This window comes from Spiroplasma endosymbiont of Aleiodes alternator (genome assembly GCF_964031135.1).
Taxonomy (GTDB): Bacteria; Bacillota_I; Bacilli_A; order Mycoplasmatales; family VBWQ01; genus Spiroplasma_E.
Genome location: NZ_OZ035008.1, coordinates 998220 through 1010189, shown reverse-complemented (window position 1 = coordinate 1010189; position 11970 = coordinate 998220). Strand labels below are relative to the sequence as shown.

The 11970-nt window shown below is 22.7% G+C and carries 17 protein-coding genes and 2 pseudogenes; 13 read left to right on the top strand and 6 right to left on the bottom strand.

All coding sequences use genetic code 4. The features are described from left to right. Positions 1–67: 67 nt before the first annotated feature. The 4 genes from ACQH20_RS05980 to ACQH20_RS05965 form a co-directional block, all read right to left on the bottom strand. The gene (locus ACQH20_RS05980) at positions 68–553 is read right to left on the bottom strand and encodes a hypothetical protein (RefSeq protein WP_425376868.1); all 486 of its coding nucleotides are present in this window, start codon (positions 551–553) and stop codon (positions 68–70) included. Positions 554–655: 102 nt separating this feature from the next. Continuing rightward, a complete protein-coding gene (locus ACQH20_RS05975; RefSeq protein ID WP_425376867.1) occupies positions 656–829 on the bottom strand; it encodes a hypothetical protein in 174 nt (57 codons plus the stop codon). 1 nt (position 830) lies between these two features. Further along, complete coding sequence (locus tag ACQH20_RS05970; protein ID WP_425376866.1) at positions 831–1127, bottom strand: hypothetical protein; 297 nt, start codon at positions 1125–1127, stop codon at positions 831–833. Positions 1128–1342: 215 nt separating this feature from the next. Then, complete coding sequence (locus ACQH20_RS05965) at positions 1343–3049, bottom strand: hypothetical protein (protein WP_425376865.1); 1707 nt, start codon at positions 3047–3049, stop codon at positions 1343–1345. A gap of 70 nt (positions 3050–3119) precedes the next feature. On the opposite strand from ACQH20_RS05965, the gene ACQH20_RS05960 reads away from it, so the two are divergent. Together ACQH20_RS05960 and ACQH20_RS05955 are read left to right on the top strand one after the other, a co-directional pair. Further along, positions 3120–3308, top strand: coding sequence for a hypothetical protein (locus tag ACQH20_RS05960; RefSeq protein ID WP_425376864.1), 189 nt, complete (start codon positions 3120–3122; stop codon positions 3306–3308). After that, positions 3287–4276: an Mbov_0401 family ICE element transposase-like protein gene (locus tag ACQH20_RS05955; protein WP_425377595.1), complete on the top strand. Its 990-nt coding sequence runs from the start codon at positions 3287–3289 to the stop codon at positions 4274–4276. Before ACQH20_RS05960 ends, ACQH20_RS05955 begins: the two co-directional genes overlap by 22 nt. Positions 4277–4286: 10 nt before the next feature. Here the strand turns inward: ACQH20_RS05955 and ACQH20_RS05950 are convergent, their stop codons facing one another. Beyond that, positions 4287–4949 carry a hypothetical protein gene (locus ACQH20_RS05950; protein ID WP_425376863.1) on the bottom strand — a complete coding sequence of 221 codons (663 nt, stop codon included), beginning with the start codon at positions 4947–4949 and terminating at the stop codon, positions 4287–4289. A 6-nt stretch (positions 4950–4955) separates the two neighbouring features. Between ACQH20_RS05950 and ACQH20_RS05945 the strand changes: the two genes are divergently transcribed. The 4 genes and pseudogenes from ACQH20_RS05945 to ACQH20_RS05930 form a co-directional block, all read left to right on the top strand. After that, positions 4956–5093: a hypothetical protein gene (locus ACQH20_RS05945; RefSeq protein WP_425376862.1), complete on the top strand. Its 138-nt coding sequence runs from the start codon at positions 4956–4958 to the stop codon at positions 5091–5093. Positions 5094–5254: 161 nt separating this feature from the next. Beyond that, the gene (locus tag ACQH20_RS05940) at positions 5255–5779 is read left to right on the top strand and encodes a hypothetical protein (RefSeq protein WP_425376861.1); all 525 of its coding nucleotides are present in this window, start codon (positions 5255–5257) and stop codon (positions 5777–5779) included. Positions 5780–5885: 106 nt separating this feature from the next. After that, entirely contained in the window at positions 5886–6128 is a 243-nt protein-coding gene (locus ACQH20_RS05935; RefSeq protein WP_425376860.1) for a hypothetical protein, read from the top strand. A gap of 74 nt (positions 6129–6202) precedes the next feature. After that, positions 6203–6613 (top strand): annotated as a pseudogene (locus ACQH20_RS05930) (transposase); the annotation flags it as partial. A 45-nt stretch (positions 6614–6658) separates the two neighbouring features. On the opposite strand, the pseudogene ACQH20_RS05925 reads toward ACQH20_RS05930, so the two are convergent. Next, positions 6659–7015 (bottom strand): annotated as a pseudogene (locus ACQH20_RS05925) (transposase); the annotation flags it as partial. A gap of 746 nt (positions 7016–7761) precedes the next feature. Between ACQH20_RS05925 and ACQH20_RS05920 the strand changes: the two are divergent. The 7 genes from ACQH20_RS05920 (at position 7762) to ACQH20_RS05890 (ending at position 11905) form a co-directional block, all read left to right on the top strand. Next, complete coding sequence (locus ACQH20_RS05920) at positions 7762–8988, top strand: hypothetical protein (protein ID WP_425376859.1); 1227 nt, start codon at positions 7762–7764, stop codon at positions 8986–8988. Between the two features lie 139 nt (positions 8989–9127). After that, on the top strand, positions 9128–9286 hold the full coding sequence (locus ACQH20_RS05915; protein WP_339049327.1) for a hypothetical protein: 159 nt from the start codon (positions 9128–9130) through the stop codon (positions 9284–9286). A gap of 1 nt (position 9287) precedes the next feature. Next, positions 9288–9662 (top strand): hypothetical protein, encoded by a 375-nt coding sequence (locus ACQH20_RS05910; RefSeq protein ID WP_425376858.1) that lies wholly within the window; start codon positions 9288–9290, stop codon positions 9660–9662. Beyond that, positions 9632–10672 (top strand): hypothetical protein, encoded by a 1041-nt coding sequence (locus ACQH20_RS05905; protein WP_425376857.1) that lies wholly within the window; start codon positions 9632–9634, stop codon positions 10670–10672. The genes ACQH20_RS05910 and ACQH20_RS05905 overlap by 31 nt, the downstream gene beginning before the upstream one ends. Continuing rightward, positions 10584–10916: a hypothetical protein gene (locus ACQH20_RS05900; protein ID WP_425376856.1), complete on the top strand. Its 333-nt coding sequence runs from the start codon at positions 10584–10586 to the stop codon at positions 10914–10916. Before ACQH20_RS05905 ends, ACQH20_RS05900 begins: the two co-directional genes overlap by 89 nt. Next, positions 10861–11379 (top strand): hypothetical protein, encoded by a 519-nt coding sequence (locus ACQH20_RS05895; RefSeq protein ID WP_425376855.1) that lies wholly within the window; start codon positions 10861–10863, stop codon positions 11377–11379. The genes ACQH20_RS05900 and ACQH20_RS05895 overlap by 56 nt, the downstream gene beginning before the upstream one ends. Further along, complete coding sequence (locus ACQH20_RS05890) at positions 11297–11905, top strand: hypothetical protein (protein WP_425376854.1); 609 nt, start codon at positions 11297–11299, stop codon at positions 11903–11905. Before ACQH20_RS05895 ends, ACQH20_RS05890 begins: the two co-directional genes overlap by 83 nt. The last annotated feature ends 65 nt before the right edge of the window (positions 11906–11970 follow it).

The following is an 11970-nucleotide window of genomic DNA, read 5'->3' as shown; positions in this document are numbered from 1 at the left end:
ATACACAGATTACATAAAAGCCTCAAATATAATGAAAATACTTCTTATATAAATTTAGAAATTTAAATTATATTTTAAGTGCGTTATTTTTATATTTATTTGGTAATTGTTGATTTTGTAAATCAAAAGAATTTATTTCATCTTTACAATTTGATAAATGTTTTCCATCTCAAAGTTTTTCAGATTTAAAACTTATTCCTGTTTTCATATTTCACTCTGATTGATTTGTTAAAAATTTATTTTGTTTTAAAATATAATTTGTGTTATCTAAAAATTTTTTTAATTCTTTTTGATTTGAAAAGGTAATTGGTTGATTAATATAGTCTAAACCAAGTTTAATGAACTTTTCTTTTTCATCAATCAATCTATCTTTTCACATAAAACCAAAAATTTCTTTAATGTCTGATTTATCAAGACCATCAAATTCTGGGTCTCCCTTACAATTAATTTTATATGTTTCTATAAAATCAATTATTTTTTTGGTTTCTCGCAAATCTCTTAATATATTTTTATTAGAATACTTATACATTTGTTGAAATACATTTTTAATCATAAAATTTCTTCCTTTCAAGATAAAATAACCATTTTATTTTTAATAAAACAATAAGTTAAAAACTTATATAAAGTTTATAAAAATATTATATATCAATAAATTTTATTTATTAAAATAATTTTGTGTATATTTACCATCTCATTTTATATCTTCACTATGCTCTTTTACAGTATTGAAGTATAAAGAAGTTTTGTTTGGACTCAAAAATTTATTTCATCAAATAGTTGTTGTTCCATATACTTTTTCGCCATTTGGTTTTAAATAGTAATTTTCCATATTATGGGTAAGCACCCCCCATGATTAATCCAATTGTTCCAGTTGTAGCACCAGTTAGTGCTAATGCTAATGTTATTTTACTTAAATTTGTTTTTATTCATGTTTTCATAATAAATCTCTCCTTTTTATTTTTTCTTAATTTTTCACAAGTTTTTAATCATTTTGGTAATAATTCATATTCTAAATTAATTGCATGATTTTCACAAAGAAAAAGACTAAATGTTGTTGATTTTAATTCTAGTAATACAATATTACTTCATTTGTTATTACAATTTTTACTTTGACAAACAACATTCATTTTGTAAAATCTTTTTTAAAGATTTCAAATTATTTACAACTTTTAATGATTTTTCTTTATTCATCATAATTTACTCCTTAATTTTTAACATTTTATTGATTAATTGTAAGCATTTTTTGAAATTTTTACAAGTATGCTTTTAAACAAAAATAACTCCTAAATTAAAGGCGTTTATTTTATGATATCTATACTATTAATTATATATAACTTATTTGTTATATTGCAAATGTGAAGATACTTTTTTTCACAGTAGCATTATTTTTACCCCTAATTACATTTTTATATGGATATAGTGCATAAAACAACGTATCATAAGGGTCTTGATACATAGTTTTGTCAGGAATGTTAGTTTTTGTTTCATCATAACGTAATTCTTCTAAACATTGAGTCGTTTTTGGTAAATCATCTTTATTTGCATAAAAGTTTCCATAACTCATAATATTTCTCATTCAAACTACTCTATTAGTTAATCTGGCTTCTTGATTTAAATTAGAATTATGTTTAATAGCAGTTTGTGTTATTAAAATTGTATTATGTTCATCTATTAATTTTTGATTTAATCAATCAATTGCTGTTCTTGCTTTATCATCATAAAAATAAATTGCTTGTTCAAAATTCTCAAAATTGTCTATTAATCCTAAAATTTCATTTGCATAAGCATTAATTTTTTCATTTTCATTTATAAAGTCATTTGGAGTAACTACTAATTCACAAATAATATAAGCATCATAATAACCAGTATTATTATATTCTTTAAAACCAACTACCATAAACACAGTATGGTCTTTTGGTCCAGTAGCTCAATCAATGCCAACACTATAAAAATCAAATTTATACATATCTTTTTCTTGATTATAAAATTGTTTTAACTCATATAATTGTCAATATTTTACAGTTTTTTGAAATGGAAAAATTGTTGCATCACTATCTAAAAATTCAAAACCATAAAAAACAGTATTAAATTCATCAGGATTACTTTTTTTCATTTCTAATAATGTTCTTTTTTGAATATCTGGTAATTTATTTCAAAATGGTTGAATAGTAAATCTTAAAACAAATAAACCTAAACCACTAAACATATCTTGATTTTCATAATAAATTTTACCAACTTTTTTAAGATTTTCCATCACTTTATCATTTAATGGTAAAAATGGCGTACAGTATTTTAAATAAAATGGGTGGTATTTATCGTATGGATTACATGTAAACGTAATGAAAAAACTTTTATAAAAATAACGAGTAATCAATTTTCCAAAAGTAGAACTATATATATTTTTATCAATAAATGTTCAACTTCACTCTTTAATAGGTTCTTTTGATACTTTAATACGATTACTTCTAAACATAGATTTTTGTAATCTTTCATATCGATATGTTAATTGCTTTTCTGTCAAAGTTTCTTTTTCTTCTGCCATAATAATTTCATCTGTTCTTGAACCTAAAAAACTTGAACCGCCTGCTTCTTTTCCAAAAATTTTATTACCATTAGCATAACCAATAAAGTCAATTTGTTGATTATTAGGAAAAATAATACATCCACCATCCTTAGTTATTTTTCATTTAATACCATGTGGATTATTAGGTAATAAATTAATATTATATGTATCTAATAAAACTTGACAAACATTCATTAAAGCACCAATTGTAGTTTCACTATGAGTATTTTCATAGCGTCTTACTTCTTGAACACTACTATCACTAAAATTACAGCATATAAATAAATCAAATGCTAAACAGTTTCAAGTTTTTCTTGTTCCACGTGCAGTTGGAACAAAACGATAAAAACAATTAGTAGTAAAATATTCTGCTCATTCATCACCAACAAATTCTTTAAAAATATCTCAACTAAAACCATAATTATTATCACTAAAATTAAGATTATATTTTTTATTTAATTGTGCATAACTAGTAATAAAAGCCATATTTACTCCTCATTTTAAAAAAAATAAACTTAAATTATTAACAAACCAAATTTAGAAAGGAACATTAAAAATGTTTATATTGCCATTCCCTAATCATTTTGATTGAGACAAACACGATTTTAATCAAGATGAATTAAGTTTAAAACAAACAGAAGAGTTATTTCAAAAAATAGATGATTATTTATGAAATACATGTAATAAATCTGAATATAAATCATATAGATTTAGAAAAAGAAAATTAAAAAAAAAGGTTTACTAAATTATAAACGACGTATTTGTACTTATTATAACATAGAAAAACAAAAAACTGAATACGTATCTTTATTAGATAATTATCTTGGTGTTAAAAAATATAGTAAGCTTGCACCAAATGTTATTAAACAAATTTTAAAATATTTTGCTGATGATAAAAAGTATCGTGATGTTTGTGATACTTTTATTGAAGATTTAATAAGTAATAGTACAGTTTGTAGAACATATCAAAAATTTGAATTACCAAAAGCAAATATTCCCAAAATACCATTACAACCAAATCAAAATTTATACATCAATATTGATGATGGTCATCGAAAATTTAAGTTTAATGAAAAACACAATACTAAAAATTGTAAAAAATGTTCAATGAGATTATTAGTATTTTGTACTGGCAAAAAGAAGAATGGTAAATTAATTAATAAAAGAGCAGCATGTCAAATAAGAGTATCAAAAACAGAAATTGGTGCTGAAAAAACTGCAAAATTAATTGAAAAATATGGTAATTTATTTTTTGAAAATTTTGACCAAGCAAATTTAATAGTTTGTGGAGATAGTGCAAAATGAATTAAAAAAACTGCTACAATTTTAAATGCTAAATTTATTTTAGATAAATTTCATGCTTTCCATGTTTTATTTCTTGGCATAATGGCAGGAAGAAAAAAAGATAAAATTGCTAAATTACACTATCAAAATGCAATAAATTTATTTTCCAAAGGTCAATATTATGAATTAATTGATTTTTTACAATCATTAACTTTAAAATATAAAAAATTAAAAGTTGGTTATTTTATTAATGCAAAAGATGGTGTATTAAACCAAGCACTAGTTGAAAATATTGGTTGCTTTACTGAAACTAATATTAAACAAATTTTAAAAAAAATGATTGGTGATAGAACATATAACATTGATATGTATACAAAAATGGTTAATTTTAAATGCTATCAAATAAATACTGCCATCCAGTTATTATAAATTAAAATTTTTAAAAAATGAAAAATAAAATAAAACTTATTAAAAATACTTTAATAAGAATTTTTGAGTTATAAAAGTAAGTATTATTGTTGACTAATATTTTTCAAGTGTTAAGATTAACATACAATTGCATATTAAAGTCAAAATTATTCTCGTCTAACTTTATAATTTTAAGACAAATTTGAATATTATTGACAACATCGGTATGCTCCCAAAATATTATATTAGCTAAAAATGTATCTCATTTATTAAATTCATTCATTCCATTCTTAATTCACTTATAATATCCTGATTTTGAAACATTTAATAATCAACATAAATAACTAATCTGATATTTTTTCTTCAATGAGAAAATCACAAAATATTTTTTCTTTTTTGTCGATTTTTCTAAATACTTTTTTATATTGTTCATTGCCTTAATATATTCAATTAATTCTTGTTTTGTCATTTCATTAAAATTTAAAGATTTGGGTCGACCTGTTCTTTTGGTTTTTTTAGCACGAATTCCATTGCCATATTCTAAACCTTTTTCACCTAATAATTTATATGCTTTAATTCATTCTTTTATTGATGATCGACCAATACCATACTCTAATGCGGTTTTATCAATTGTTTTAATTTTACTTATTTTTATTATTTTTAACTTTTCTTCTTTTGATAGTCATTTAGCCATAAAAAAATGAACACCTTCCTTAAAATATTTTTAACACAAAGGTTACAATTCTGTGTCTACTTTATTCTAGATGTTCAAAAAAAATATATAAATAAGTATTTTGCTTTTGAAAATGGATATAACTCAACAAGGGGAAATAATTAAAAGAAAAAGTATTTCTATAAAAGAATATAATTTGTTAAAAAGTTAAGGCGAGTTAGGAAAAAGATAAAATGCTTTATTAGTTATCATAAAAATATGAATTAATTATTTCCATTTATATGATAAAATCTTACTTATATATAGACATGAAAGGATTTGTCACTTTGGAAAAAAGAGTATATTTTTTAAAGTTTAATAAAAAAATTCTTAAAATGGATTTAATAAGTTTTGGAACTGGTTTAATAGGCATTTTTTTGGGAATTCTAAGTATTTTAGCATTACAACCTTTTTGAGATAATGATAAAGCATCACTTTGAATAACTGTTGTTGCAATTTTTTTTGATATTACTAGTTTTACTTTAGCTTTTCTACCTTTTTTCTTAATGTTCCGTTTAATTAGATTAAAGAAAACTTTGATAAAACAAAATATGAAATTATATCGAAAAGATCAATTTAGTATTTCGCTTGATTTTATTAGTTTTTGTTTAGGTATTATTGGAACAAGTTGCGAAATTATTAGTATTATTGTGCTTTTACCTCAATTTAATGATAATAAAGTTTTTTCATATCAAATTACTATTGTTGCTGTTGTTTTAAATATTATTAGTTGTATTACTTGTTTAATGGCAACATTAATTACTGTTAATATTATTAAAGATTATAAACAAAGAGGAAATTTTATTATTTAAATATGATAATGTCCACTTTTAGCATAATTATTTTTTGTACTATGACAAGCTAAATCAATTATGTTAAGATATTTTCAGTTTAAGTTTATTGTTAGAAGGAGAAGTCATGAATGATAATCAAAAAATAAAAGGTAATTTTTATGTTCTAGGAGATAGTTTATCAGACACAGGAGCATTAGTAAGTGGTTTTACAGCTCTTTTTAAGCATTTAAAAATACCTAAAATAGTTAAAATGTTACCACCATTTTATAAAAACTCTTTTTCTAATGGTCCTGTGGCAGCACAAATTATTGCCGATTACTTGCATATAAATTTAACTTCTGCTTGAAGTTTGACGGGACTTTCCTAAAAACTGTGTTTTTTAAATAAATTTTAGTTGTAAAATCAGTAAGTTACACAGATTGCTGGAAAGTCCCGAAATACTCATATAAGCATAGAAAATCTCTAGTTGCAGATTTAAAACCAATTTATACTGCATGTAGTGAAGAACAAGCAATGCAGGCTTTAGAATCCTTTGAAAATAAGTGAAATAAACAATATCCTCAAATTGCTAAATCTTGATATAAAAATTGAGATAATTTAATTGTTTTTATTAGTTATCCTGCAGAAATTAAAAGAGTGATTTATACAACAAATGCTATTGAATCTGTAAATAGTCAATTACGAAAAGTTATCAGAAATAAAAAAGTTTTTCCTAATGATATGGCAGTTTTTAAAATATTTTATTTAGCAATTGAAAATATAACAAAAAAATGAACAATGCCCATTCAAAATTGAAATACAGCAATTGCTCATTTTATGATAAAATTTGAAGATAGAATTAATCTAAACTAGTACTTTGTAAAACAAAGATACACAGATTACATAAAAGCCTCTATAAGAAAGAACTTGTTGATCAAAACCTTCAAATCTTCTTTGTCTTTTTGCAACTATTACAGGATTAAAATTACTATTGCGATCTCGTGGTACATCAATCTCAATTTTACCTTGTTGAGTTATTAATTTTTTTGAACTTATACCATTACGAGCATTGTCACTATTACTATGTTGATTCTTATCATATCCTAAATAATTTTGCATCTCAGAATTCAACATTTTTTCTACTAATCTTTTTGTTAATTCTTTATACAATCCTCCCTCTTTAAAAACTGTTGTTAAATCTTCAGTATTTTCTAATAATAAATCTACTGCTTTTGATATTGGATCATTATTATTAATATTTTGCTTTTTAGCCATCTGTAACTCACTCTTTCTAGTCATTTAATTATATTTACTAGAATTAATTAAACATAGTTATTTTTGTAAGTTACACAGATTACTAAACATTACCTTTAAATCAGCTAAAGCTATTGGAACTGGAGTATGAACTCTTTTAATTGGTAAAATTGATAATAAAGATGCTTCTTTAATTCTTAAGGCTGATTATACTAAAGCTAGTAATAAATGAAGTTTATTTATTAAATGTGAAATTGATGGTGGTGCTATATTTAGTTTTGAGGAATTAAAAGAAAATACTTATCAAATTACTAGTAATACATTAGATATTACTTCACCAAGTGTAATTAATATAGATAAACCTATAAAAATTAATTCAAAAAGTTTAGAAACTAATGAAATAGAAGAAAATAATTGAGATATTGAATTAAAAAATAATCCAACACCAAGTCCAAGTCGTTCAAATTGAAAAGAAGTAGGAACAAGAGAAAAAAATAAATGAGATTATTGACAAATTACTTATGATTTTCAAGAGAATAAACATTATAGAGTTTATTATTCTTGAAGTATATATAATCCAGTTTATACTATTCAAGAATTTATTATAACTGATAAAAAAATTGCTGGTGTACAAATACAAACCTTTAATGATAGTGCTAATATAGTAATTTTATCAGTTCAACATGCTAAATTGATTACTATTTATAGTGTAAAAGGTAATTTAAAAGGTAATGTATGAAAATTAGAAGAATTACAGGAATAATATTATGAATAAAGAATTTACTTATTTACATGAAATTAGTTATTGATTATTAAATAAAAGTGATTTTACTCATAATGAATATAATTTAAGTAGAAGTCGTTATTCAAGTAAAACATATAGTATTGCAGAAGAATTAGCAATATTAATTGCTATTTCAATTAAAGTTAATAAATCAATTGCTATATATTGTTTTAGAAAATTAAATAAAGATATTAATGATTTACTTAAAGAAATATATAATGCTTTAATAACAATTGGTTTTAATGATTATAAAGATTTTAGTTTAAAATATCCAAATAAACAAGCAGATTTTAGATTTAAAGGTAGTAAATCATTTATTAGAGTTATGAGTGTATATAGTAATTCAAATGATAGAATACCTTTAAAAGGTCTTTCTCGTAGTGAAATAAAAGGATTTGATTTAGCAATTGAATGATGTGAAGAAGCAAATGAATTTACTCAAGCAGAATTTCAAGCAATTACATTTGCATTAGGTAATGCTAAAAAAAGAATAAAAATAAAAAGTTGTAATCCAGATAATATTTATCAATATTTTATTGAATATATGAATAATATAGTACCTTTTAATTTAGAAATTATGAAATCTAAAAATGAACAAATTAAATCAGTATTTGATAATAATATCTTTAAATTATTTCATTATTCAAATTGAAAAGTAAATTCTCATAATTTGACATTAGATATGATTAATGACTTAGAAGAATTAAAAGTATTAGACCCTATAAAAGCACAAAGTTGATATTATGGTGTACCTAGTGTTTTACAAGGTGCTATATTTGCAAGATATTTAGATAAAGTATCAACTAAATTAGATTTTCAAGTTTCTAAAATAACTGGTGGTTTAGATATAGGTATGGCAACAAGTAGTAGTGGTCATCCAACTGCTGCTTCATTATGATTTATTGGTGAAAATCATAATGGAAGAAGAGCACATAAAGTAAGTGAATTTTATCATAGTAATGCTAATATTAATGGTCAACCAGCAATGCATTTTAAAAATACTTATGAATTAGCAAATAGTATTATTGATTATTATTTAATTGAAGCACAAAAATATTTTGCTATGTTTAAAGGTTTTACTTGTTATGTTGATTATGGTAATGGTGGTCAAGCATTTATTGATATTTTAAATGTAGAAAAAAATAAAAGAAATATGAATTGATTAAATTTTGAACCAGTAGATAAATCAGTAATGTATTTACAAAGATAGAATTGATTTTACTACTACTGGATTAATTAAAAATATATTAAGTTATGATTGAAATAATTGTCCAGAAACTAAAAGACAATATAGTTTAATTCAATGATTATCTAAATCTAAAATAGAAAATTCAAATAATGAACCTAAAATGTTAGATTTATATGATGATACTTGAGATAGTGATTGTTATGCATTAATGAATGATATGAAATGATTAATTGAACAAATAAATAATGAATTATTAATTAATAAAACTAAATTTGAATTTGGTAAACAATATAGTTTTATTAATAATAAGGAGTGATAATATGAATTATAATCCAACAGAATATTTTATTATACATGAAGATACTTGAGAATTAGATATACCTAGAATTATTGCAAATAAAAGTACAATGTTATGATTAGGTAAAGGTTTATTATTTAAAAGTGAAAATAAAGAATTATTAAATTTTTTAAATAAATTAAAAGATAAAGATAAATGAAATAAAAAATTATATCAATTTGGTATTAAAAATTCATTATTAGGTAAATGTTTTTTAATATGAATGTTAACTAAAAATGGTGAATTATGTTTAACTTTACCAAGTCCAAGTTTTATGTCACGTGTTGCTAAATTTAATGAACAAGAACAATCAGCAGAATTATTTTTATGAATGAACAAAGTGATAATGGTAGTTTAACAAGAGTAACAATAGAAAATTCAAAAGTAAAAGTTGAAATATTTAATGGTAATAGAGAAATTTTATTAGGTAGTACAAAATCAAAAATTAAACCAGAAAGTCAATTACAAAAACAATATGAATTAAAAAATCCATTTGGTTATTTACCAATTGTTGAAATTACAAATTTACCACAAATTCATTTTTATGGTAATAGTACACAAATGAATGCATATCCAGATTGTGCACCAGTATGAAATTTAATATGAGATTTACAGCATATTATTAAACAAAAAAGAAAAGAAAGAATATTAAATTTAACTAGATTTTATGGAATTATTGATAATGAAAAATTTAAAGCTTTAAATTTAAGTGATGATTTTCAATCAATTATTAAAGATGCATTTTTAAATATTACTACTGCAAATTATGTAAAAGGTGGTAATGGTGGAGTTGATATTGTACAAGGTAATCCAAAATTTGGTGAATATTGACTTGATTATAATGGTACAGCAAAACAAATATTTAATGGTGCTGGTTATGATTATGATGAATTTAATGGTATTAATTATGAAAATAAAACTAAAACATTAATGAATAATAAATTTGATATGCAAACAACAGAAGTTAAAATAACACATTATTCAACTTATTTATATAGAATGTTTGATATGTTAGTAACTTCTTCTAAAGATGAAAATGGAAAAGTATATTGAAATGGTAAAGGTGAAAGACCTTATAGTTTTGAATTTATACCAATTGCTATGGTTGACCAATTAGTACAAGATGAATTAATTAATAGTAGATTAAATAATGGAACAATGTCAATAGTTGAAGCAATTAGTTTATATGAAAATATTGATACATTAATGGCAAAACAAAAATTAGAACATATTATTGAAGAAAGTAAATTTTTAAATAAACATTTAGGAGATAATACAAATGATAATAAGCAACGCAATGAAAATTCAATTAATGAAACAAGCACATCTAGCATTAAAGCAAACTCAACAATTAATAAAGAGATGTAGTTATTGAAAAATATTTCCATTTGTTATAAATAATGGTGCAATTCCTTTAACTGAAACTGGTTATAAACCAATTAATAGTAAGATAAGTGATTTTGGTCAATATGAATTAATATTAACTGGTACTACTCCAGTTGTATGTATTTGAAAAAATAGTACAAAAATATATCAAAAAAATAAAGGTAAAATTAATGAAGAAATACATAAAGTGAACTTGTCAAGATGAATTTTATACAAAACAATATAAAATTGGTGATTATTGAAATGCTTATTTAATTGATGATACAAGTGGTGTTGATTTTAGTAATTTACCAAATAATCAAATATTTAAAACAGTACAAACTAAAAGACAATATACTTTAGTAATGTTTGAAGAACATATTACAATTGATGATTATTTACAATTTTTTGTTGTATTTAATGATGAAAATGAAAATATTGGTGGTAATAGTGGTAAAAATCAAGATAGACAATTATTATATATTTCAAATGTAACAAATTATTATAGTCCTTATAATGGTGCATTTAGTATGCAAGTATTAACTTTTAGTAGTTTAAATGATAGAGTAGTTTCTAGTGGTCAAAATACACTTGATTTTGTACAGTATTCTTCACCAGGAAGTGGTTATGCTTTTCCCTACTATTCAACAAGGAAAAGTAACATTAAATCGTACTTTAATGTGTGATATAGGAGTGAGATTTTCTCATAGACAATCATATGGATTAGAATTATTATCAAGTTGTTATTATTATGGAAGACCTATAATTCAAGGTCAAGAACCTATACAACAAAATAATGAAGAAATATTTGAAAGTAAAGTATTTGCTTCTCGACGTTTATTTATTGCTGGTAATAATAATTTATCTACAACTGATATTAAAAATAATGGTGGTTTACTTGCTGGTATAAATGATAAAATAACAACAAGTTCACATCCAGAAACTACATTTTATAATATTATGGATGCTAAACCTACTGGATTTACTAATTTTAAAAATTTTACAGAATGATTAAAAACTTCATTAAATTTTCAAGATAATTTATTTGTAACAAAAGATTTTAAAGGTATGTTAGCATTTGATAAAGATAAAGCAAGATTAAGTAATGGTACATCAGTAGGAGAAGCAAAATTCTTTTGAGATAGTGAATGAAATATAAATAATTTAACAGGTAATTATAATGTAGATATGTCAAATAATTTTAAATGGGACTTTCCTAAAAACTGTGTTTTTTAAATAAATTTTAGTTGTAAAATCACTAAGTTACACAGATTGCTGGAAAGTCCCTTTTAATATAAAGA